Annotated in this window: 20 protein-coding genes; 13 read left to right on the top strand and 7 right to left on the bottom strand. The window is 76.1% G+C overall.

All coding sequences use genetic code 11. From position 1 onward, the window contains the following. Positions 1-69 precede the first annotated feature (69 nt). Positions 70-654, top strand: coding sequence for a serine O-acetyltransferase EpsC (gene epsC / locus ACFUMH_RS11930; protein WP_378205318.1), 585 nt, complete (start codon positions 70-72; stop codon positions 652-654). Positions 655-1,200: 546 nt separating this feature from the next. Here the strand turns inward: epsC and ACFUMH_RS11925 are convergent. Further along, a complete protein-coding gene (locus ACFUMH_RS11925; RefSeq protein ID WP_378205315.1) occupies positions 1,201-1,752 on the bottom strand; it encodes a hypothetical protein in 552 nt (183 codons plus the stop codon). A 123-nt stretch (positions 1,753-1,875) separates the two neighbouring features. After that, positions 1,876-2,130, bottom strand: a complete 255-nt coding sequence (locus tag ACFUMH_RS11920) for a hypothetical protein (protein ID WP_378205312.1) — start codon at positions 2,128-2,130, stop codon at positions 1,876-1,878. A 470-nt stretch (positions 2,131-2,600) separates the two neighbouring features. Between ACFUMH_RS11920 and ACFUMH_RS11915 the strand changes: the two genes are divergently transcribed. The 9 genes from ACFUMH_RS11915 to ACFUMH_RS11875 all read left to right on the top strand — a co-directional run bounded on the left by ACFUMH_RS11915 (position 2,601) and on the right by ACFUMH_RS11875 (position 12,442). Continuing rightward, entirely contained in the window at positions 2,601-2,954 is a 354-nt protein-coding gene (locus ACFUMH_RS11915; protein ID WP_378205309.1) for a GntR family transcriptional regulator, read from the top strand. Further along, positions 2,951-3,946, top strand: a complete 996-nt coding sequence (locus ACFUMH_RS11910) for a DUF1648 domain-containing protein (protein WP_378205306.1) — start codon at positions 2,951-2,953, stop codon at positions 3,944-3,946. The genes ACFUMH_RS11915 and ACFUMH_RS11910 overlap by 4 nt, the downstream gene beginning before the upstream one ends. Before the next feature lie 80 nt (positions 3,947-4,026). After that, positions 4,027-5,079 carry an LLM class F420-dependent oxidoreductase gene (locus tag ACFUMH_RS11905; RefSeq protein ID WP_378205304.1) on the top strand — a complete coding sequence of 351 codons (1,053 nt, stop codon included), beginning with the start codon at positions 4,027-4,029 and terminating at the stop codon, positions 5,077-5,079. A 349-nt stretch (positions 5,080-5,428) separates the two neighbouring features. Further along, positions 5,429-6,277 carry an ABC transporter ATP-binding protein gene (locus ACFUMH_RS11900; protein ID WP_378205301.1) on the top strand — a complete coding sequence of 283 codons (849 nt, stop codon included), beginning with the start codon at positions 5,429-5,431 and terminating at the stop codon, positions 6,275-6,277. A gap of 51 nt (positions 6,278-6,328) precedes the next feature. Beyond that, positions 6,329-7,378, top strand: a complete 1,050-nt coding sequence (locus ACFUMH_RS11895) for an aliphatic sulfonate ABC transporter substrate-binding protein (protein WP_378205299.1) — start codon at positions 6,329-6,331, stop codon at positions 7,376-7,378. A 75-nt stretch (positions 7,379-7,453) separates the two neighbouring features. Then, positions 7,454-8,374 carry an ABC transporter permease gene (locus tag ACFUMH_RS11890; protein ID WP_378205296.1) on the top strand — a complete coding sequence of 307 codons (921 nt, stop codon included), beginning with the start codon at positions 7,454-7,456 and terminating at the stop codon, positions 8,372-8,374. Beyond that, positions 8,371-10,428 carry an acetate--CoA ligase gene (gene acs, locus ACFUMH_RS11885; RefSeq protein ID WP_378205293.1) on the top strand — a complete coding sequence of 686 codons (2,058 nt, stop codon included), beginning with the start codon at positions 8,371-8,373 and terminating at the stop codon, positions 10,426-10,428. The genes ACFUMH_RS11890 and acs overlap by 4 nt, the downstream gene beginning before the upstream one ends. Before the next feature lie 65 nt (positions 10,429-10,493). After that, a complete protein-coding gene (locus ACFUMH_RS11880; RefSeq protein ID WP_378205290.1) occupies positions 10,494-11,960 on the top strand; it encodes an O-acetylhomoserine aminocarboxypropyltransferase/cysteine synthase family protein in 1,467 nt (488 codons plus the stop codon). Then, positions 11,957-12,442 carry a CoA-binding protein gene (locus ACFUMH_RS11875; RefSeq protein ID WP_378205287.1) on the top strand — a complete coding sequence of 162 codons (486 nt, stop codon included), beginning with the start codon at positions 11,957-11,959 and terminating at the stop codon, positions 12,440-12,442. Before ACFUMH_RS11880 ends, ACFUMH_RS11875 begins: the two co-directional genes overlap by 4 nt. Positions 12,443-12,575: 133 nt before the next feature. Here ACFUMH_RS11875 and ACFUMH_RS11870 read toward each other — a convergent pair whose 3' ends face one another. Both ACFUMH_RS11870 and ACFUMH_RS11865 read right to left on the bottom strand, forming a co-directional pair. Continuing rightward, on the bottom strand, positions 12,576-12,905 hold the full coding sequence (locus tag ACFUMH_RS11870; protein WP_378205284.1) for an MGMT family protein: 330 nt from the start codon (positions 12,903-12,905) through the stop codon (positions 12,576-12,578). A gap of 2 nt (positions 12,906-12,907) precedes the next feature. Then, the gene (locus ACFUMH_RS11865) at positions 12,908-13,996 is read right to left on the bottom strand and encodes a PP2C family protein-serine/threonine phosphatase (protein WP_378205281.1); all 1,089 of its coding nucleotides are present in this window, start codon (positions 13,994-13,996) and stop codon (positions 12,908-12,910) included. 119 nt (positions 13,997-14,115) lie between these two features. Between ACFUMH_RS11865 and ACFUMH_RS11860 the strand changes: the two genes are divergently transcribed. Beyond that, positions 14,116-15,366 (top strand): GNAT family N-acetyltransferase, encoded by a 1,251-nt coding sequence (locus ACFUMH_RS11860; RefSeq protein ID WP_378205278.1) that lies wholly within the window; start codon positions 14,116-14,118, stop codon positions 15,364-15,366. Positions 15,367-15,368: 2 nt separating this feature from the next. Here the strand turns inward: ACFUMH_RS11860 and ACFUMH_RS11855 are convergent, their stop codons facing one another. Next, positions 15,369-15,821: a ribose-5-phosphate isomerase gene (locus ACFUMH_RS11855; RefSeq protein WP_378205275.1), complete on the bottom strand. Its 453-nt coding sequence runs from the start codon at positions 15,819-15,821 to the stop codon at positions 15,369-15,371. A 59-nt stretch (positions 15,822-15,880) separates the two neighbouring features. Between ACFUMH_RS11855 and ACFUMH_RS11850 the strand changes: the two genes are divergently transcribed. Continuing rightward, positions 15,881-17,875 carry a M13 family metallopeptidase gene (locus ACFUMH_RS11850; protein WP_378205272.1) on the top strand — a complete coding sequence of 665 codons (1,995 nt, stop codon included), beginning with the start codon at positions 15,881-15,883 and terminating at the stop codon, positions 17,873-17,875. 133 nt (positions 17,876-18,008) lie between these two features. Here ACFUMH_RS11850 and ACFUMH_RS11845 read toward each other — a convergent pair whose 3' ends face one another. Both ACFUMH_RS11845 and ACFUMH_RS11840 read right to left on the bottom strand, forming a co-directional pair. Then, positions 18,009-18,545 (bottom strand): hypothetical protein, encoded by a 537-nt coding sequence (locus tag ACFUMH_RS11845; protein ID WP_378205269.1) that lies wholly within the window; start codon positions 18,543-18,545, stop codon positions 18,009-18,011. Next, entirely contained in the window at positions 18,545-19,174 is a 630-nt protein-coding gene (locus ACFUMH_RS11840; protein ID WP_378205266.1) for a DsbA family protein, read from the bottom strand. Before ACFUMH_RS11840 ends, ACFUMH_RS11845 begins: the two co-directional genes overlap by 1 nt. A 197-nt stretch (positions 19,175-19,371) precedes the next feature. Between ACFUMH_RS11840 and pepN the strand changes: the two genes are divergently transcribed. After that, positions 19,372-21,978 (top strand): aminopeptidase N, encoded by a 2,607-nt coding sequence (pepN, locus tag ACFUMH_RS11835; protein WP_378205262.1) that lies wholly within the window; start codon positions 19,372-19,374, stop codon positions 21,976-21,978. Positions 21,979-22,034: the final 56 nt, after the last annotated feature.

Below are 22,034 nucleotides of genomic sequence, written 5' to 3'. Positions count from 1 at the left end.
GTCGCACGCCGACGGCGGCCGGGCGTCGTCATCCCGCGCCCCCACGCGACCCCCGGCGACGGAGCACCCATGCGACACCTGACCGACTTCCTGCGCGTGCTGCGCGACGACCTCGACGCGGCGCACGGCCACGACCCCGCGGCCCGGTCGCGCCTGGAGGTCGCGCTGGGCTACCCGGGCGTGCACGCGATCTGGGTGTACCGGCTGGCGCACCGCATGTGGCAGGTCGTGCCCCTGCGGCTGCCGGCGCGGCTGCTCTCGCAGGCGGCGCGCGCGCTGACCGGCGTCGAGATCCACCCCGGCGCACGCATCGGGGCACGCCTGTTCATCGACCACGGCATGGGCGTGGTCGTCGGGGAGACCGCGGAGGTCGGGGACGACGTCGTCCTCTTCCACGGGTCCACGCTCGGCGGCAAGACCATGAAGCGGGGCAAGCGGCACCCCACCCTGGGCGACCGCGTGGTGGTCGGCGCGGGCGCGAAGGTGCTCGGGCCGGTGTGGGTCGGCGACGGCGCGCAGGTCGGCGCGAACGCGGTCGTCATCACGGACGTCCCCGCGGGCGCGATCGCCGTCGGCGTGCCGGCGCAGGTCCGTCGACGCCCGGCGGCGGCGCCGTTCGACGCGGAGGTCGACGACCCCGCCATCTACATCTGACCGGCCGCGAGGCCGCGAACGCCGCCGAGGTCGCGGGTTGGAGCCCGCGACCTCGCGCGATCCCACGACCTCACGGGTTCCCACGCGCTCGCGGGTTCCGCGCGAGGTCGCGGGTCCCACGCCAACTCGCGGGTCCCTCGCGAGGTCGCGGATCCCTCGCGAGGTCGCGGGTTCGAGCCCGCGACCTCGCGCAATCCCTGCGACCTCACGGGTTCGCTGCGACGTCACGCGTTCCCTGTGAGGTCGCCTGTTCCCTGCCAGGTCGCGGGTTCTCTGCCAGGTCGCGGATTGCCTACGAGGTCGCGGGTCCGAGCCCGCGACCTCGCGGAACTCCCGCGACCTCACGGGTTCGCTGCGACGTCGCGGGCCGCCCTCTCAGGTCGCGTGCTCCCTGCCGGGTCGCGTGTTCCCTGCCGGGTCGCGGGTTCTCTGCCAGGTCGCAGATTGTTTACGAGGTCGCGGGTCCGAGCCCGCGACCTCGCGCGGCTTCCGCGACCTTGCGCCGTGTCCGCGACCTCGCGCGTCCGCGTCCTGGGCCGCGGCGCGTCATGCCGCCAGCACCGGGCGTCGGCGGGCGACCCGACGCAGGGCCGGGGCGGCGCGGACGACCCGCGCGACGAGCTCGTCGGGCCGCGCGCAGTCGTCGGCCGTCACGCGCAGCACCGTCCAGCCGGCCTCGACGAGCGCGTCGTGCCGCTGCTTCTCGCGGTAGAGGTCCTCGGGCGTCACGTACTTCCCGCGGCCGTCGTACTCCAGCAGCAGACGCGCGCCCGGCCAGCCGAGGTCGGCCCAGACGGGGCCGCGTCGGGTCTCCACCTGCAGCTGCGTGGTGGGCGCCGGGAGCCCCGCCGCCAGCAGGACGGCGCGCACCCACGTCTCCCCGGCCGACTCCGCGCCGCCGTCCGCGAGCGCGAGCACCTCCCGGGCCCGTCGTGCGCCCCGCTGCCCGTCGCACCGTCGGGCAGCGGCCGCCAGCTCGTCGGGCGAGCACCCGGCACGTAGCGCGGCGTCCGCGACCACGAGCGCCGGCAGGCCGGCCAGCGCACGGGCGCAGTCGACGGCGGTCCGCGCGAGCGTCGTGACGGGCAGACCGTGCACGACGGTGCGCTCGTCGGCGTGCAGCCGGGCGGTGTGCCGGACGACCGTCGCGTCGTGCTCGCCGCAGCCGCGGTGCCGCTGGAGGAGATGCGTCCGCAGCGGCGGCCGCCACGTGGGCAGCCCCTACAGCAGCGCCGCCGACTCGTGGCTGAACCAGTGGTCCTGCGCGACGCGGTCGTGCGCCGCGCGGACGCGCCCGAGCGCGAGCAGGCGGGGGTCGGCGGCGGCGTCGGCGGCGAGGTAGGCGCCCCTTCCCACGCGCACCCACCGCCCGGACGCGACGGCGAGCCGGACGGCCCCGGGGGCGTGGTCGCGGGCCAGGATCAGCGGCGGCAGCGTGGGCAGGACGGGACGACGGATCGCGGGGCGGCTGGACATGCCCGCAGCCTGGGGCGGGCACACCCCCACGGGTGGGCGGGCGCGCCTGCGCTGGGGACGGCAGGCGCCGGACGTGGGGCTGTGGTCGGCCGCCGGCGCGGGTACCGGCGACCGTGCCCCGCGTCGGCCGTCCCGGCCGCGGCGACCGTGCGAGGTCGCGGGGACCGTGCGACGTCGCGGGCCATGCGACGCCGGGACCCGTGCCAGGTCGCGAGAACCGTGCGAGGTCGCGGGAACCGTGCCAGGTCGTGGGAACCGCGAGCTCGTGGGAACCGTGCCAGGTCGTGGGGGCCGTGCGAGGTCGCGAAGACCGTGCGAAGTCGGGGAACCGTGCGAGGTCGTGGGAACGGTTCGAGGTCGCGGGCTCGAGGCCGCGACCTCGACGGCGAACCGCGACCTCGTGGACGGCGAAGCGGGAGGCGACGGTCCGCATGTTGTTATACATGTTGTGTAACTAGTAGGGTGAGCGTGTGCTCTTCCGCATCGACACCTCCTCCGGTGACCCGCTGTACGCCCAGCTCGCCGCGCAGGTCCGCTCCGGCGTCGCCCGGGGTGAGCTGCGCGCCGGCGAGCGGCTGCCCTCCGCCCGCGAGCTGGCGGCCTCGCTCGACGTGAACCTGCACACCGTGCTGCACGCCTACCAGGACCTGCGCGACGAGGGCGTGATCGAGCTGCACCGCGGGCGCGGTGCCGTCGTCGCGGCGCGCGCGGGCACCGACCTCACCGACCTGCACACCGCCGTCGCGCGCGTCGCGCAGGTCGCCCGCCGGCTCGGCGTCGCGCCGGAGACCGTCACGACCCTCGTCAAGGAGGCCCTGCGATGACCGCACCCCGCACCCCCGCGCCCGACCGTCACCGCCTCGCCACGGTGCTGCTCTGCGGCGTCGTGCCGCTCGCCGTGGTCGGCGCCTCGACGGCCGTCGCCCTGTCGTGGGCCCCCGAGCTGCCGGACCCGGTCGCCATCCACTGGGGCCCGTCCGGCGTCGACGGCTACGGCTCGCTCCCGGGGCTCGTGCTCGGGACCGCGGCGATCGCGCTCGGGGTCGCCGCCGCGGCGCTGGTCCTCGCGCTCGTCGTCGGCCGGCACGCCTCGGTGCGGCGCATGTCGGCAGGGCTCGCGACGGGCATGGCCGTCGGGTTGTCGGCGCTGGTCCTCGGTGTGCTGCACGCGCAGCGCGGCCTCACGGACGCCGGCGCGGTCGGCGACGTGGGCGGCGCCGTCGGGCTCATGGTCGCCGGCGGGCTCGTCGCCGGCGCGCTCGCCGCCCGGGTCACCCCGGGCGACCGTCCGCGGCCGGCCGAGGCGCCCGTCGCCGTCGACGCCCCGCGCGTCCCGCTGGCCGAGCACGAGCGCGCCGCGTGGGCACGGACCGCGTCGGGGCGTCCGGGCCTGGTCATCGGCGGCGCCGCGACCGCCCTCGTCGCGGTCCTCGCCGTGGTGCTCCACCTGCCCGCGCTGTGGCTGCTGGTCGTCGCCCTGGTGGCGCTGCTCGGCTCCATGACGGTCTTCCGCGTGCGCGTCGACGCCACGGGCCTCACGGCCCGGTCGGCGCTCGGCTGGCCGACGCTGCGCGTCCCGCTCGACGAGGTCGAGGAGGCGCGGGCCACCGCCGTGGACCCGCTCGCCGAGTTCGGCGGCTGGGGCTACCGGGTGGGTGTCGGCGGGCGCGTGGGCGTCGTGCTGCGCCGCGGCGAGGCCCTCGAGGTGCGGCGCACCGGCGAGCGCGTGACCGTCGTGACCGTGGACGACGCCGCGACGGCGGCCGCGCTCCTCAACACGCTGGCGGACCGCTCGCGGCGGGCTACCCGCGGGTAACGTGGCGGCTCGTGCGCGACGGGACGGTCGCGCACGCACCGGCCCACCGGCCGGGCGTCGACGGCGACGGAGGACCACGGATGCGACTCGGGTACCACACCGGCTACTGGTCCGCGGGGCCGCCGCCCGGGGCGCAGGAGGCGGTGCGCACCGCCGACGAGCTCGGCCTCGACTCGGTGTGGACAGCCGAGGCGTACGGGTCCGACGCGCTCACCCCGCTGGCCTGGTGGGGCGCGGGCACGCGCCGCGTCCGCCTCGGCACGGCCATCGCGCAGATCTCCGCCCGGACGCCGACGGCCGCCGCGATGGCCGCGCTCACGCTCGACCACCTGAGCGGTGGGCGCTTCGTGCTCGGCCTGGGCGCCTCCGGGCCGCAGGTCGTCGAGGGCTGGTACGGGCAGCCGTACCCCCGGCCGCTCGCCCGCACGCGCGAGTACGTCGCGGTCGTCCGCCAGGTGCTCGCGCGCGAGGCGCCCGTGCGGTTCGACGGCGACTTCTACCGCCTGCCGCTGCCCCCCGACCAGGGTGCGGGCCTGGGCAAGGCGCTGCGGTCGACCGTCCACCCGCTGCGCGCCGACCTGCCGATCCACCTCGCCGCCGAGGGGCCGAAGAACGTGTCGCTCGCGGCGGAGGTCGCGGACGGCTGGCTGCCCCTCTTCTACTCCCCGCGCATGGACGCCGAGTACCGGGCCCGGCTCGCGGACGGCTTCGCGCGCCGCGTCGGCGCGCTGCGGCCCGCCGAGGAGTTCGAGGTCGTCGCGACCGTGCCCGTGGTCCTCGGCGCGTCCGTCGAGGAGGCCGCCGACGTGGTGCGCCCGTTCGTCGCGCTGTACGCCGGCGGCATGGGCGCCAAGGGGGCGAACTTCCACCGCGACGTGCTGGACCGGCTCGGGTACGGCGCGGCGTGCGACGAGGTCCAGGCGCACTTCCTCGCGGGCGACCGGGCCCGTGCGGCGGCGGCCGTGCCGACCGAGCTGGTGCGGGACGTGGCGCTCGTCGGCACGGAGGACGACCTGCGGGCGCAGCTCCCCGCGTGGCGCGGCACCGCCGTCACGACGGTGCTGGCGCAGACCGACCCGCGCACGCTGCCGCGGCTCGCGGCGCTGTGGGCGGAGGCGTTCCCCGGCGTCTGAGGCGGCGTCCTCGCGGCGGGCGGCGCGGGCCGTCCGCCTCGTCGGCGCGCCCGGACGGCGGACGTGCGTTGCCGCGTCCTGGACGTCTGGCTAGAGTGCGTCCGAGACGTGGTCATCGCGTCTCGCGAAATGAGACAACCGGAGGGAGGACGTCGTGACCGCCACCCGCGTGCCGCCCCGCCCCTCCGTCGTCATGTGTCGGTGCTGTCGGTCGTGCTGCCGCACGTCCTGCACCGGCGCCCGCTGACCCCAGCACGCCGACCCGCCCCCGCGGGTCCCCGCCGGTGCCCGCCCCCTCGTGGGCGACCGGCCCGCCGGACGCCCACGCCCGACCCCCGGGACGTCCCCCATGGCCCTCACCACCCCGGCCCGCACGCGCGCCGACCGCCCGGCGCACGGCGTCGTGCTGCACGACGTGCGCCGCACCTTCCCCACGCCCACGGGCGGGCGGCCGGTGCTGCGCGGCGTCGACGTCGAGCTGCGTGCCGGCGAGATCGTCGCGCTCGTCGGCCCGTCCGGGTGCGGCAAGTCGACGCTGCTGCGCCAGGTCAGCGGTCTCGACACCCCCGACGACGGCCGCGTGCTGCTCGACGGCACCCCCGTCGCGGGCATCGACCGGCGCACGGCCGTGGCCTTCCAGGAGCCGCGCCTGCTGCCGTGGCGCACGCTCGCGCAGAACGTGGCCCTGGGCCTGCCCGCCGGCACGCCGAAGGACGCCGGCCGTGTGCGCGTCGCGGAGCTCCTGCGGCTCGTCGGGCTCGAGGAGTCGGCCGGGCTGCGCCCGCGGCAGGTCTCGGGCGGCATGGCCCAGCGCGCGTCGCTCGCGCGGGCGCTGGCCCGCAACCCCGGCGTGCTCCTGCTCGACGAGCCGTTCGGCGCGCTGGACGCGCTGACCCGGCTGCGCATGCAGGACCTGCTGCTCGACGTGCACGCGGCCGAGCCGGCGACGGTCCTGCTCGTGACCCACGACGTCGAGGAGGCGCTGTACCTCGCGGACCGCGTCCTGCTGCTGCGCTCGCTCGTCACCGCCCCCGACGACGCGCCGAGCGTCGCGCGCGTCATCGACGTCCCCGGCCGGCGCCCCCGCGACCGCGCCGACCAGCGGCTCGCCGAGCTCCGCGCCGAGCTGCTCGAGGGCCTCGGCGTCGCGACGCACCACGTCCGGCGCGGCGACGCCGACGACCACCACTCCATCTGACCCCCTCCCCCTCCCACGGCCGACCGGCCGCCACCCCGAGAAGGACCACCGATGACCCTGCGCACCTCCGTCCCCGCCACCGCGCTGGCCCTCGCGACCGCCCTGGCGCTGGCCGGCTGCGTGCCCGGCGAGGGCTCCGCCCCGGCGGCCGCCGACCCGACCGGCGCGTCCACCGACGCGGCCGGCTGGAGCACCGACACGCTCGACATCGACTTCGCGACGTACAACCCGCTGAGCCTCGTCATCAAGGACCAGGGCTGGCTCGAGGAGACGTTCGGCGACGACGTCACCGTGAACTGGGTGCAGTCGGCCGGCTCCAACAAGGCCAACGAGGCGCTGCGCGCGGGTGCCGTCGACGTCGGCTCGACGGCCGGGTCCGCGGCGCTGCTCGCCCGCTCGAACGGCTCGCCGATCCGCACCATCGACATCTACTCGCAGCCGGAGTGGTCGGCGATCGTCGTCCCCGCCGGCTCCGACGTCACGTCGGTCGCGGACCTCGCGGGCCGGTCGGTCGCCGCGACCAAGGGCACCGACCCGTACTTCTTCCTCCTCCAGTCGCTCGAGGAGGCCGGCGTCCCGCTCGACCAGGTCGAGGTGCAGAACCTGCAGCACGCGGACGGCCGCACCGCGCTCGAGCAGGGCTCCGTCGACGCGTGGTCGGGGCTCGACCCGATCATGGCCGCGAGCGAGGCGGAGTCGGGCACGCAGCTCATCTACCGCAACATCGACTTCAACACCTACGGCTTCCTCAACGCGACCGAGGAGTTCCTCGAGGCGAGCCCCGACGTGGCGCAGGCCGTCGTCGACGCGTACGAGAAGGCGCGCGCGTGGGCGCAGGAGAACCCCGACGAGGTCGTCGCGATCCTCGCCGAGGTGGCCGGCATCGACCCCGCGGTGGCCGCCAAGGTCATCGGCGAGCGGACGAACCTGGCCGTCGACCCGGTGCCGGGCGACGCCCAGCGCGAGGTGCTCGAGGTCGTCGGCCCGATCTTCGTCGAGTCCGGGGACGTCGCGAGCCAGGACCTCATCGACACGGCGCTCGACGAGCTGTTCGAGCCGACGTTCGCGCAGGAGGCGGACCCGAGCCGGATCGCCGGCTGACCCCGCCGCGGCGCCCCGCTCCCCCGTCGGGGCGCCGCGGACCCGCCCGTCCCTCCTCGTCCCCCAGGAGCAGCCATGACCCACCACGCCGCCGGGACCGGCCCCGGCCCCGTCACGGACCACGCCGGGCGTCCGCTGCGGGCGCTGAACCCGTTCGACGCCGCCCGCGACGCGGACGCCGTGCCCGCCGCCGCAGCCCCCGGCGAGACGCCCGGCGCGCGCCGGCCCCGCGCCGGGTTCTGGTCCCGGCCCCTGGTGCGCGTGGTCGGTGGCGCCCTGCTGCCGCTGCTCCTGCTCGGCGTGTGGCACGCCGTGACGACGAGCGGGCTCGTGCCGCCGTACCAGCTGCCCACGCCGCTGTCCGTGTGGGACGCGGCCCTGGACCTGGTCGCCCGCGGGCAGCTGCAGACGCACGTCGCCATCTCCGTGCAGCGCGTGCTCGTCGGCTTCGTCGCCGGCGCGGCGGCCGGCCTCGTCCTCGGCTCGCTCGTCGGGCTCTCGCGCGCCGCCGACGTCCTGCTCGCCCCGCTGCTCGGCGGCGTCCGCGCCGTGCCGTCGCTCGCGTGGGTGCCGCTGCTCATCCTCTGGCTGAAGATCGGCGAGGAGTCGAAGGTGACGCTCATCGCGATCGGCGCCTTCTTCCCCGTGTACACGACGGTCGCGGCCGCGCTGCGGCACGTCGACCCGCACCTCGTGGAGGCGGGCCGGGCCTTCGGCCTGCGCGGCGTGCGGCTGCTGCAGACGGTGCAGCTCCCGGCCGTGCTGCCCTCCGTGCTGTCCGGGCTGCGCCTCGCGCTCGCGCAGGCGTGGCTGTTCCTCGTCGCCGCCGAGCTCATCGCGTCGTCGATGGGCCTCGGCTTCCTGCTGAACGACTCGCAGAACAGCGGCCGCGTCGACCGCATCCTGCTCGCCATCGTGCTGCTCGCGCTGCTGGGCAAGCTGTCCGACTCGCTCGTCGCCCTCGGCGAGCGCGCCCTGCTGCGGAGGTACGCATGAGCACCATCACGGCGCTGCAGACCGAGACGCGCACGTACGCGCCGCCGGCCGACCTCGTGGCGGCCGCCAACGTCGGGCCCGATGCGTGGGAGCGCGCGGACGCCGACCCGGTGGCGTTCTGGGAGGACGCGGCCCGCCGCCTGCGGTGGGACGCGCCGTGGCACACCGCGCACACGTGGGCGCCGCCGGTGCCCGTGCCCGGCGGCGCCGAGGACGAGCTGACGGTCCCCGAGGCCCGCTGGTTCGTCGGCGGCCGGCTCAACGTCGCGGTCAACTGCGTCGACCGGCACGTCGACGAGGGCCGCGGCGACGTCGTCGCCCTGCACGTCGAGGGCGAGCGCGGCGACCGCCGCTCGCTGACGTACGCCGAGCTGCAGCGCGAGGTGTCGCGCGCGGCGAACGCCCTGACGGCGCTCGGCGTCGGTCCCGGCGACCGCGTCGTCGTCTACCTGCCCGTGCTCGCCGAGACCGTGGTCGTGACGCTCGCGATCGCGCGGATCGGCGCGGTGCACTCGCTCGTGTTCGGCGGCTTCTCCGCCGAGGCGCTGCGGTTCCGCGTGCAGGACACGGGCGCGAAGGTGCTCGTGACGAGCGACGGCCAGGTCCGCCGGGGCGTCGACGTCGAGGTCAAGTCGACCGCCGACGCGGCGGTCGCGGGCCTGGACCACGTCGAGCACGTGCTCGTCGTGCGTCGCACCGGGCAGGACGTGCCGTGGACCGAGGGCCGCGACGTGTGGTGGCACGACGTCGTCGACACCGCCCCGGACGTGCACGAGGCGGCGTCGTTCGACGCGGAGCACCCGCTGTTCGTCATCTACACGTCGGGTACGACGGGGAGGCCGAAGGGCCTCGTGCACACCTCCGGCGGCTACCTCGCGCACGCGGCGTGGTCGTACTGGGCGGCGTTCGACCACAAGCCCGACGACGTGCACTGGTGCACCGCGGACCTCGCGTGGGTCACCGCGCACACGTACGTGCTGTACGGGCCGCTCGCCAACGGCGCCACGCAGGTGATCTACGAGGGCGTCCCGGACGCCCCGCACCGCGCCCGGCACCTCGAGGTCGTCGAGCGCTACGGCGTCACGACCTACTACACGGCACCCACGCTGATCCGCACGTTCATGACGTGGTTCGGCGACGACCTGCCGACGCGCGACGACGGCACGCCGTACGACCTGTCCACGATCCGCCTGCTCGGCACGGTCGGCGAGGCGATCAACCCCGAGGCGTGGGTGTGGTTCCGCCGCACGTTCGGGGCGGACCGCGCGCCCGTGGTCGACACCTGGTGGCAGTCCGAGACCGGCGCCGCGATGATCGCGCCCCTGCCCGGCGTCACGACGCTGAAGCCCGGGTCGGCCACGCGGCCGCTGCCGGGCGTCGCGGCCAAGGTCGTGGACGACGACGGCGTGGAGGTCGGACCCGGTCAGGGCGGGTTCCTCGTCGTCGAGCGCCCGTGGCCCGGCATGGCCCGCACGGTCTGGCGCGACCCGCAGCGCTACCTCGACGCGTACTGGCGGCGGTTCGCCGGCCACGGCCCGGCCGGCGCGTACTTCCTCGCGGGCGACGGCGCGTCGTACGACGAGGACCGGTACGTGTGGCTGCTGGGCCGCATCGACGACGTCATCAACGTCTCCGGCCACCGCCTGTCGACCATCGAGGTCGAGTCCGCGCTCGTCGCGCACCCCGCCGTCGGCGAGGCCGGGGTCGCCGGCGTAGCCGACCCCGTGACGGGGCAGGCGATCGCGGCGTTCGTCGTGCCGAGCACGCCTCCCGGCCCCGTCGACGACCACGCCGCGTGGCTCGCCGCCGCCGACGACGTGCGGGAGGCGCTGCGCGCGCACGTCGCCGCGGGGATCGGGCCGGTCGCCAAGCCGCGCCACGTGCTGGTGGTGCCCGAGGTCCCCAAGACGCGATCGGGCAAGATCATGCGTCGGCTGCTCACGCAGCTCGTCGAGGGCACGCCCCTCGGCGACACCACGTCGCTGCAGAACCCGTGGGCCGTCGACCAGGTGGCCGCGCTCGTCGCGGCCGCCGGCCTGCGCACCCCGTCCTGACCCGCACGACGTCCTGACCCGCACCACCGCCGCCCCCGCGGCACCGTCCCCCTGACAGGAGCACCGTGAGCGACCACCGCTTCGGCTTCCGCACCCGCGCCCTGCACGCCGGCGGCATCCCCGACGCCGCGACCGGCGCGCGGGCCGTGCCGATCTACCAGACGACGTCGTTCGTCTTCCAGGACACCGCCGACGCGGCGAACCTGTTCGCGCTGCAGAAGTACGGGAACATCTACTCCCGCATCGGCAACCCCACCGTCGCCGCGCTCGAGGAGCGCATCGCCTCCCTCGAGGGCGGCATCGGCGCGGTCGCGACGTCGTCCGGCATGGCGGCGGAGTTCATCACGTTCGCGGCGCTCGTCGGCGCGGGCGACCACGTCGTCGCCTCCGCGCAGCTGTACGGCGGTACGGTCACGCAGCTCGACGTGACGCTGCGCCGGTTCGGCGTCGAGACGACGTTCGTGCGCGGCACCGACCCGGCCGACTACGCCGCGGCCATCCGCCCCGAGACGAAGGTCGTCTACACCGAGGTCGTCGCGAACCCGTCCGGCGAGGTCGCGGACCTCGCCGGCCTGGCGGAGGTCGCGCACGCGGCGGGCGTCCCGCTCGTCGTCGACTCCACGCTCACCACGCCGTACCTCGTGCGGCCCCTCGAGCACGGCGCCGACATCGTCATCCACTCGGCGACCAAGTTCCTCGGCGGGCACGGCACCACCCTCGGCGGCGTCGTCGTCGAGTCCGGCCGGTTCGACTGGGGCAACGGGAAGTTCCCGCAGATGACCGAGCCGGTCGCGTCCTACGGCGGCGTGCGGTGGTGGGAGAACTTCGGCGAGTACGGGTTCCTCACCAAGCTGCGCTCCGAGCAGCTGCGCGACATCGGACCCGCGCTGTCCCCGCAGTCCGCGTTCCAGCTGCTGCAGGGCGTCGAGACGCTCCCGCAGCGGCTCGACGCGCACCTGGCCAACGCCCGCGTCGTCGCCGAGTGGCTGGACGCGGACCCGCGCGTCGGGTACGTGCTGTGGGCCGGCCTGCCGTCGCACCCCCACCACGAGCGCGCGCGCGACCTGCTGCCGCTCGGGCCCGGCTCGGTGTTCGCGTTCGGCCTGCGCGAGACGGCGGAGCTGCCCGGCCGCGAGGTGGGGCGCCGGTTCATCGAGGGGCTGCAGCTCGCGAGCCACCTCGCCAACGTGGGTGACGCGCGCACGCTCGTCATCCACCCCGGGTCGACGACGCACCAGCAGCTGTCGGCCGACCAGCTCGTCGCCGCCGGGGTCCCGGAGGACCTCGTGCGGATCAGCGTCGGCCTCGAGGACGCGGAGGACATCGTGTGGGACCTCGACCAGGCGCTGACGGCCGCGACCGGGCTCGACCGCTCCGGCGCGGCCGTCGCCGCGCCGGCGCCCGCACCCGACGCGGCCCCGCCCGGCCCGGCGCCCGGCGTGCTCGCGTCCGTGGCGGCCGTACCCACGGCGGCGGACGACGGCACCGGCGCCGGTGCCGTCCCGACGACGACCGAGGAGGCGGGCCGATGAGCGCGCGCACCTGGCAGGGGCCGAGCGCACCGGAGCGCCTGTCCATCCTGCGCGGCACGCGGTCGATCGCGATCGTCGGCGCGTCGGCCAACCCGGCCCGCGCGTCCTACTTCGTCTCGACCTACCTGCTGTCGAGCTCGCCGTACGACGTGTACTTCGTCAACCCCCGCGCCACCGAGATCCTCGGGCGCCCGGTGTACCCGTCGCTCGACGCCCTGCCGGTGGTGCCCGACCTCGTCGACGTGTTCCGCCGGCACGACGACCTGCCGACCGTGCTCGACGAGACGGTGGCCGTGGGCGCGCGGACGCTGTGGCTGCAGCTCGGCTCGTGGCACGAGGACGTCGCCCGCCGCGGCGAGGAGGCCGGCCTGCAGGTCGTCATGGACCGGTGCGTGAAGATCGAGCACGCGCGGTTCCACGGCGGGCTGCACCTCGCCGGGTTCGACACGGGCGTGATCAGCTCGCGGCGCGCGCTCGGCTGACGCGCCGGCGCGCCCCCGGGCGCACCGCACCCGGCCCGGCGTCCTCGCGACGGCCGGGCCGTGCGCGTCCGGGCGTACGCGTCCGGCCGTGCGCGTTCGACCGTGCGCGGCGGTGCCGCGCGGCGCCGGGCCGTCAGTCCTCCGGGAACCACACGGCGGCGCGCAGCCGCACCCGCGTGCCGTCGGGCGTCAGCGGCGTGCCCTCGGCGCGCAGGTGGGCGAGCGCCCGCGCGAGGTGGTGCGCGGGCGGCGACCCCGCCGCGTTCACGACGCGCCACCACGGCACGTCGGCGTCCCCCCGGGCGAGGACCTGCCCGACCTGGCGGGGGCCGCCGCGCGCCGGGCGGCCGGCCGCGAGCGCGCGGTCGGCCACGACCTCGGCGACCAGCCCGTAGGTGATGGCCCGGCCGGGCGGCACGGCCGCGACCACGTCGAGCACCGCGGCGGCGTACGACTCGTCCACGCTCAGCCCCGCCGCACGACGACGACGGCCCGGTCGTCGTCCTCGCCCGTCCGCACGCCCGCCAGCACGGCGGCCGCACCGCCGCCGCCCGCCGCCACGACCTCCTCCACGACGCCCAGCAGCCGGTCGATGCCCTGGTCGACGTCCCGGCCGGGCGCCTCGACGAGCCCGTCGGTGTAGAGCACGACCGCGTCGCCGCGCCCGAGGACACCCGTGCGCACGCCGGGTGCGATCCCCGCGACCACGCCGAGCGCCGGGCCGGCGGCCGTGCCGAGCAGCTCGAGGCGGCCGGTGGCGGCGTCGAGGTGCACGGGCGGCGGGTGCCCCGCGGACGCGACGGACCACGCCCCGGTCCGCAGGTCGACGGCGAGGTGCACCGCGGTCGCGAACCCCTCGTCCCAGCCCTGGTCGAGCAGGTAGTCGTTGGCCGCCGGGAGGAACCGGTCCGGGGGCATGGCGCCGAGCAGCCCGCCGAGCGCGCCGGACAGCTGCAGGGACCGCACGCCGGCGGCCTGGCCCTTGCCCGACACGTCGACGAGGGCGATCTCGAGGCGGTCGCCGTCCACCAGTCGGGTCGCGACGAAGTCGCCCGAGAACCCGGCGCCGTGCGCGGACCGCACCTCGACGTCGACGTGCCAGCCGGCGGGGAGCGGCGGCACGCGCCCGCCGGCGGCGAGCCGGTCGCGCAGGTCCACGAGCATGAGCGCGCCCGGCGCACCCTGCAGGCCGAGCCGCTCGCGCTCCCACGCGAACACGAGCACGGCGGCGCACGCGAGGAGCAGGACGACGACCGCGCCCGGCGTCAGCGTCGGCACGGCCGCGAGCGTCAGCACGACGGCCACGACGAGGACCACGCCGACGACGGCGAGCAGCGCCCGCCACCGCAGCACGGAGGTCGCCACGACGAGGAGCAGGACGAACGACCCCGGCGCGAACCAGCGCGGGTCGCGCTCGACGCCGACGCCGAGCGCGAGCGCCACCACCACGAGCAGCACGACCAGCAGCCCCTGCGACCCCCACCGGGTGGCGCGCCGCAGCAGCCGGCGGGCGCGCGCGCCGGCGCCGACGTCGGTCCCGCGCCGCCCGCTCATGCCCCGAGGCTAGGCGCTGGGACGTGCCGGGCGGGAGCGGCGCCCCGCGGGCGGGCCGTCGGTGCGGCGCCCGGGAAAGGGGGTGCCGCACCGGCGCCGGCTCCGCCACGATGGCCCGCATGAGCGAGCTCCCCGACGGCTACCGCGTCCTGCAGGTCCCCGCCGAGCGGCAGGAGGAGTTCCTCGCCGTCGATCGCCTCGCCTTCGTCATCCCGCCCGACCCCGCCGTCGACGACGTGGTCCCGTTCCCGGTGCCCGCCGACCGGATGGTCGCCGTCGAGGCGCCCGACGGGGCGCTCGCCGCGGTGCACGGGTCCTACCCGTTCCGGCTGCCCGTCCCCGGCGGCGTCGTGCCGTGCGCGGGCCTGACGTGGGTCGGCGTGCGGCCGGAGCACCGCCGCCGCGGGCTCCTGCGGGCGATGATCCGGGCGCACCTCGACCGCGCGCTCGCGCGCGGCGAGGTCGTCTCCGCGCTGTTCGCCGCGGAGGCGGGGATCTACGGCCGCTTCGGCTACGGGTCGGCCGCCGACGAGCTGCGCCTGACACTGCCCCGCCGTGCCGCCCTGCGTCCCGTGCCGGGGAGCGAGGAGCTGAGCGTCCGGCTGGAGGCCGCCGACGAGGCGCGGCACGGCGCCCTCGTGCAGGACCTGCACGAGCGGATGGCGCACCGCCCGGGCTGGGCCACGCGGCCGACGCCCGAGCTGCGCGTCCGGGCGCTCGTGGACCCGCCGCCGTGGCGCGACGGCGCCGAGCCGCTGCTGCTCGCCACCGTCGCCGACGCGTCCGGCGAGGTGCGCGGCGCCGCCGCGTTCGCGCGCAAGGCCCAGTGGGAGCCGACGGGGCCGTCGGCCGTCGTGCGGGTGCGCCAGCTGCTCGCCCTCGACGCCGCGGCGACGCACCGGCTCTGGTCGTTCCTGCTCGACCTCGACCTCACCGCCACGGTCGAGTCGCCGATTCTCGCGGTCGACGACCCGCTGACGCACCTGCTCGTCGACGCGCGCCCCGCGCGGCCGCGCGTCACCGACAACGTGTGGGTGCGGGTGCTCGACCTGCCGGCGGCGCTGGCCGGCCGGCGCTACGCCGCACCGGTCGACGTCGTCCTCGACGTCACCGACGCGCTGGTGCCCGCGAACGCCGGTCGCTGGCGGCTCGTGGCGGACGCCTCCGGGGCGGCCGAGGTCGTGCGGACCGAGGCCGATCCCGACGTGTCGCTGGACGTGCGCGAGCTCGGCGCGCTGTACCTGGGCGGGCGCTCGCTGGCCGCGCAGGCCGCCGCCGGGCTCGTGCGCGTGCGGGACGGCCTCGACGTCCCGGCCGTCGCCGCGGCGTTCACGTGGCCGGTCGCGCCGGTGTGCAGCTGGATCTTCTGACGTCAGCCGCGCGAGCGCTCGTACGCCGCCATCTCGTCGATGCGGCGCTGGTGGCGCGGGTCGCCGCTGAACGGCTCGGCGACGAACGCGTCGACGAGCTCGAGCGCCTCGTCGACGGAGTGCTGGCGGGCGCCGACCGCGACGACGTTCGCGTCGTTGTGCTGGCGGCCCAGGCGCGCGGTGTCGAGGTTCCACGCGAGCGCGGCGCGCACGCCCGTGACCTTGTTCGCGGCGATCTGCTCGCCGTTGCCCGAGCCGCCGATGACGACGCCGAGCGAGCCCGGGTCGGCGACGACGGCCTCACCGGCGGCGATGCAGAAGGAGGGGTAGTCGTCCTCCTTGTCGTACTCGTGCGCGCCGTGGTCCACGACCTCGTGGTCGGCGGCGCGCAGGTGCTCGACGAGCGCGACCTTGAGCTCGTACCCGGCGTGGTCGGCGGCGACGTGGATGCGCATGGCCTCATCCTGCCGCAGCCTGCGGGCCCGCACGCGCACCCGTCCGTAGGCTGTCGCGCATGACCCGCAGCGGACTCCCCCTCGAGGACCTGGACCCGGCCGCGCGCCCCCAGGACGACCTGTACGCGCACGTGAACGGCCGGTGGGCCGCCTCGCACGTCATCCCGCCGGACCGCGCGATGGACGGCACCTTCCGCGCCCTCTACGACGAGGCCGAGCGCCAGGTCCGCGACATCATCACGGACGCGGCGGCCGCCGCGGTCGACGGCGACGCCGCCGGCGTCGAGGCGAAGATCGGCGCGCTGTACGCGAGCTTCATGGACACCGACGCCGTGGAGGCGGCGGGCGTCGAGCCGCTGCGCGCGGACCTCGCCCCCGTCGACGACGCGACGACCCGCGAGGCGCTGACCGACGCGCTGGGCGCGCTGCAGCGCACGGGCGGCGCGGGCGTCGTCGAGTTCTACGTCGACAACGACGCGAAGGACCCCGACACGTACGTCGTGCACCTGGTGCAGGGCGGCCTCGGCCTGCCCGACGAGGCGTACTACCGCGAGGAGCAGCACGCGGCCGTGCTCGCGGCGTACACGCCGCACGTCGCCCGCATGCTCGGCCTCGTGCGGGACGCCTCGGGCGTCGTCGCCGGCGGCGACCCGGAGGATCTCGCGCGGCGCGTCGTCGCGCTCGAGACGCGGCTCGCGGCAGCGCACTGGGACGTCGTCAAGGACCGCGACGCCGACCTCACGTACAACGCGATGACGCTGGAGGAGCTCGCGCAGCGCGCGCCCGGCTTCGACTGGCGCGCGTGGGCGGCCGCGCTCGGCGCGCCCGCGGGTGCGCTCGACCGGCTCGTCGTGCGCGAGCCCTCGTTCGCGGAGGCGTTCGCGCAGGCGTGGACCGAGGTCCCGCTCGCCGACTGGCAGGCGTGGGCGACCTACCACGTCGTCTCGTCGCGGGCGCCCTACCTCACCGACGCGCTCGTCCAGGCGAACTTCGACTTCTACGGGCGCACGCTGACGGGGACGCAGGAGATCCGCGACCGCTGGAAGCGCGGCGTCGGCCTGGTGCAGGGCGCGCTCGGCGAGGCCGTCGGCAAGGTGTACGTCGAGCGGCACTTCCCGCCCACGCACAAGGAGCGGATGGACACCCTCGTCGGGCACCTCGTCGAGGCGTACCGCGAGTCGATCGAGCGGCTCGACTGGATGGGCGAGGAGACGCGCGCCAAGGCGCTCGCGAAGCTCGACGCCTTCACGCCGAAGATCGGTTACCCCGTCCGCTGGCGCGACTACTCCGCGCTCGAGGTCCGCGCCGACGACCTGCTCGGCAACGTGCGGCGCGCCAACGCCTTCGAGCAGGACCGCGAGCTCGGCAAGATCGGCAGGCCGATCGACCGCGACGAGTGGTTCATGACGCCGCAGACGGTCAACGCGTACTACAACCCCGGCATGAACGAGATCGTCTTCCCCGCCGCGATCCTGCAGCCGCCGTTCTTCGACGCCGAGGCGGACGACGCCGTGAACTTCGGCGGCATCGGCGCGGTGATCGGCCATGAGATCGGGCACGGGTTCGACGACCAGGGGTCCAAGTACGACGGCGACGGCCGGCTCGAGGACTGGTGGACGGCGGAGGACCGCGCCGAGTTCGAGCGGCGCACGAAGGCGCTCGTCGACCAGTACTCCGGCTACTCGCCCGCGCAGCTCGGCGGCAGCCACCACGTCAACGGCGAGCTCACGGTCGGCGAGAACATCGGCGACCTCGGCGGCCTCGCGATCGCCATCACGGCGTACCGCATCGCGCTCGGCCGCCCGCTCGAGGAGGCGCCGGTGCTCGACGGGTACACCGGCCTGCAGCGCGTGTTCCTCGGCTGGGCGCAGTCGTGGCGCACGAAGGGCCGCGACGAGGAGGTGATCCGCCGGCTCGCGATCGACCCGCACGCGCCGGACGAGTTCCGCTGCAACGGGGTCGTGCGGAACATCGACGAGTTCTACACGGCGTTCGACGTGCAGCCCGGCGACGCCCTGTGGCTCGACCCGGAGGACCGCGTCCACATTTGGTGACGCGTCGCGCCGGTGCCCCGTCCCGCGGGAGGGGGCACCGGCGCCGTCGTCGGGGCGGCTCGGTCAGGGCAACCCGGTCAGGGCAGCACGGTCAGGGCAGCACGGTCAGGGCAACCCGGTCAGGGCAGCACGGTCAGGGCAGCTCGGTCCAGTCCGCGCGCGCGAGCCGGAACCCGACGCCGCCGGAGCCCGTGCACGTCACCCCGTCGGTGCCGGAGCGGCACGTGTACTCCCCGGCCGACTCCTGCGAGCCGTACTCGAGCACCGGCACGCCGGCGCCGGCGGCGACCGGCGGGTCGCCCTCGACGCAGACGAAGGCGAACCCCTGCGCGTCCAGGCGGACGACGTTCCCGGTCGTCCCCTCGCAGCCGGCCACCTCGGGCGCGGCGTAGGTGAAGCTCGCGATGCGGCACTCCACGCCGCCGGCGCTCATGTCGCACGCGATGTTGCCGCTCGGCAGCGCGAACGCCACCGCCTCGGCCGTCTCCTCCGCCGTGGGCGTCGCGCCGCCCGTCGCGGTCGGGGAGGCCGTCACCTCCTCCGCGCCGCCGTCGCCGCCACCCCGCGGCACCGCGAGGAACAGCACCACGAGCAGCACCACGAGGACGGCGTCCACGGCGAGGAACGCCCGCATGCCGGGCGAGAGCCCGGCGAGCCCGCGACCGGCCATCAGGACCCCCGCACCGCCGCCGCGTCGGCGTCGGTCAGGACCGGCCCGACGGTGCGCGTGCGCTTCAGCTCGTAGAACCCGGGCACGCTCGTGACGAGCGCGAGCCCGTCGAAGAGCCGGCCGGCGTCCTCGCCCGTCGGGGCGGGCGTGATGACGGGCCCGAAGTACCCGACGCCGTCGATGGCGACGACGGGCGTGCCGACCTCGTCGCCGACGAGCTCCATCGCGCCCGCGTGCGACGCGCGCAGCAGGTCGTCCACCTGCTGCGTGCCCGCCACGTCCGCGAGCGAGGCGGGCAGGCCGACCTCGGCGAGCGACTCCGCGACGATCGCGTCGGTGTCGCGGCGGCCGCCGGGGTGGCGGCGCGTGCCCATCGCGTCGTACAGCGGCTTGAGGACCTCGTCGCCGTGGTCGCGCGCGGCGGCGACGAGCACGCGCACGGGCCCCCACGCGGCGTCCATCGACCGGCGGTAGTCCTCGGGCAGGTCGCGGCCCTCGTTGAGGACCGACAGGCTCATGACGTGCCAGCGGACCTCGACGTCGCGCACGCGCGCGACCTCGTCCATCCACCGCGACGTCATCCACGCCCACGGGCAGGCGGGGTCGAACCAGAAGTCGACGACGGGCACGGGTGCTCCTTCCGACAGGGGGCGACGGGCACCCTCGGGCGGGGCGTCGGCGTCGCGCGGGGGCAAGCCCATCACACCCCGTCCGGAGCGGCGAAACCGGACGGGTGCGGACCGGCGGCGCGCACGGGCGGCCGTGGCATGATCGATCGCCGCACCACCCCCCGCGGCCACCGCCGCCGACCGATCGGAGCCGACCCGTGCCCGGAGAGAACCTCACCCGCGCCGAGGCCGCCGAGCGCGCCTCCGTCGTGCGCACCCACGCGTACGACGTCGTGCTGGACCTGACGACGAGCCCCAAGACGTTCGGGTCCACGACGACGGTGCGCTTCTCCGCCACGCCGGGCGCGAGCACGTTCGTCGACCTGATCGCGCCCGCCGTGCACGAGGTCGTGCTCAACGGCCGCGCGCTGGACCCCGCCGAGGTCGTGTCCGACTCCCGGATCCACCTCGACGACCTCGCCGCGGAGAACGAGCTCCGCGTGGTCGCGGACTGCGCCTACATGCACACGGGCGAGGGCCTGCACCGGTTCGTCGACCCCGTGGACGACGAGGTCTACCTGTACAGCCAGTTCGAGGTCGCCGACTCGCGCCGCGTGTTCGCGGTGTTCGAGCAGCCCGACCTCAAGGCCGAGTTCACGTTCACGGTCACCGCGCCCGCGCACTGGACCGTCGTGTCGAACTACCCGCAGGCGGGCGAGCCGGAGCGCGTCGAGGGCGGGCAGAACCGCAACGGCGGGCGCGACGAGGGCACCGCGACGTGGCGGTTCGCGCCGACCCCGCGCCTGTCCTCGTACGTCACCGCCGTCATCGCGGGGCCGTACCACGGCGAGCACGACACGCTCGTGAGCTCCGACGGCCGCACGATCCCGCTGGGCGTGTACTGCCGCGCGTCGCTCGCGCAGCACCTCGACACCGACAACATCCTCGACGTCACGCGCGCGGGCTTCCGCTTCTACGAGGAGCGGTTCGGCGTCGCGTACCCGTTCGCGAAGTACGACCAGCTCTTCGTGCCGGAGTTCAACGCCGGCGCCATGGAGAACGCGGGCGCGGTGACGTTCCTCGAGTCGTACGTCTTCCGGTCCAAGGTGCCCGAGGCGACCGTCGAGCGCCGGGCCGTGACGATCCTGCACGAGCTCGCGCACATGTGGTTCGGCGACCTCGTGACGATGCGCTGGTGGGACGACCTGTGGCTCAACGAGTCGTTCGCGGAGTACGCGTCGACGCTCGCGACGGCCGAGGCGACGCCGTGGACGGCCGCGTGGACGACCTTCTCCTCGCTCGAGAAGTCGTGGGCGTACCGGCAGGACCAGCTGCCGTCGACGCACCCGATCGTCGCCGACATGCGCGACCTCGAGGACGTCGAGGTCAACTTCGACGGCATCACGTACGCCAAGGGCGCCTCGGTGCTCAAGCAGCTCGTCGCGTGGGTGGGCCAGGAGCAGTTCTTCGCCGGCGTGCGCGCCTACTTCGCCACGCACGCGTGGGGCAACACGCAGCTGCGCGACCTGCTGTCGGAGCTGGAGGCCACGAGCGGCCGCGACCTGTCCGCGTGGTCCGCGCTGTGGCTCGAGAAGGCCGGCGTCACGCTGCTGCGCCCCGAGCTCGAGGTCGACGACGCGGGCGTGGTCACGTCGTTCGCGGTGGTCCAGGAGGTCCCCGACGAGCACCCGACGCAGCGGCCGCACCGCCTGGCCGTCGGCGGGTACGACGTGCAGGACGTCGACGGCACGCCGCGCCTCGTGCGGACCGTGCGGGTCGAGCTCGACGTCGACGGCCCGCGCACCGAGGTGCCCGACCTCGTCGGCCGCGCGCGGCCCGACCTGCTGCTCGTCAACGACGACGACCTCGCGTACGCGAAGGTGCGCCTCGACCCGCAGTCGATGGCCACGGCCATCGCGCACCTCGGCGCGTTCACGGACTCGCTGCCGCGCACGCTCGTGTGGGCGGCGGCGTGGGACGCGACGCGCGACGGCGAGACGCCCGCGCGCGACTTCGTCGACCTCGTGCTCGGCAACGTCGCGCACGAGACCGACTCGTCCGTCGTGCTGGTCCTGCTCCGCCAGCTCACGACGACGCTCGACCTCTACGTCGCGCCCGAGCACCGCGAGGCGACGTCGACGGCCGCCGCGGACCGCCTGCTCGAGCTCGCCGGGGCCGCGCCCGCCGGGTCGGACCAGCAGCTCCAGCTCGTCAAGGCGTTCGCGGGCCGTGCCCGCACCGACGCGCAGCTCGACGCGGTCGCCGACCTGCTCGACGGCCGGCGCACGCTCGAGGGCCTGCCGGTCGACACCGACCTGCGCTGGGAGCTGCTGACGGCGCTGGTCGCCGGCGGCCGCGCCGGCGAGACCGACGTGGCGGCCCAGCTGTCCCAGGACCCGACCGCGACGGGTCAGCGCGCCGCCGCCGCGGCGCGTGCCGCGCTGCCGACCGCCGAGGCCAAGGAGCGCGCGTGGGCCGCCGTCGTCACCGGCGACGAGCTGCCCAACGCCCTGCAGGCCGCCACCATCAGCGGGTTCGCGCGCGTGCACGACGTCGCGCTGCTGCTGCCGTGGGTCGAGCCGTACTTCGCGGACCTCGAGCGTGTGTGGACGCAGAAGACGAACGAGATGGCGCAGAACGTGGTGCTGGGGCTGTACCCGACGCTGCTCGCCGACCACGCGGACGTCGACGTGCTCGGCGCCACCGACGCGTGGCTCGAGGCGCACCCCGACGCCCCGCCGGCGCTGCGGCGCCTGGTCGGCGAGTCGCGTGACGGCGTCCGCCGGGCCCTCGCGGCGCAGGAGGCGGACCGCCGCCGGGGCTGACCGCCGCCGGGCCGGCACCGGCCCGTCGGGGCACCGGCCCCGGCTCGAGGGGCGAC

Source organism: Cellulomonas sp. NPDC057328 (assembly GCF_042667215.1).
GTDB lineage: Bacteria > Actinomycetota > Actinomycetes > Actinomycetales > Cellulomonadaceae > Cellulomonas.
The sequence above is the reverse complement of the archived record's forward strand: the minus strand, read 5'-3'. Positions and strand labels throughout refer to the sequence as shown.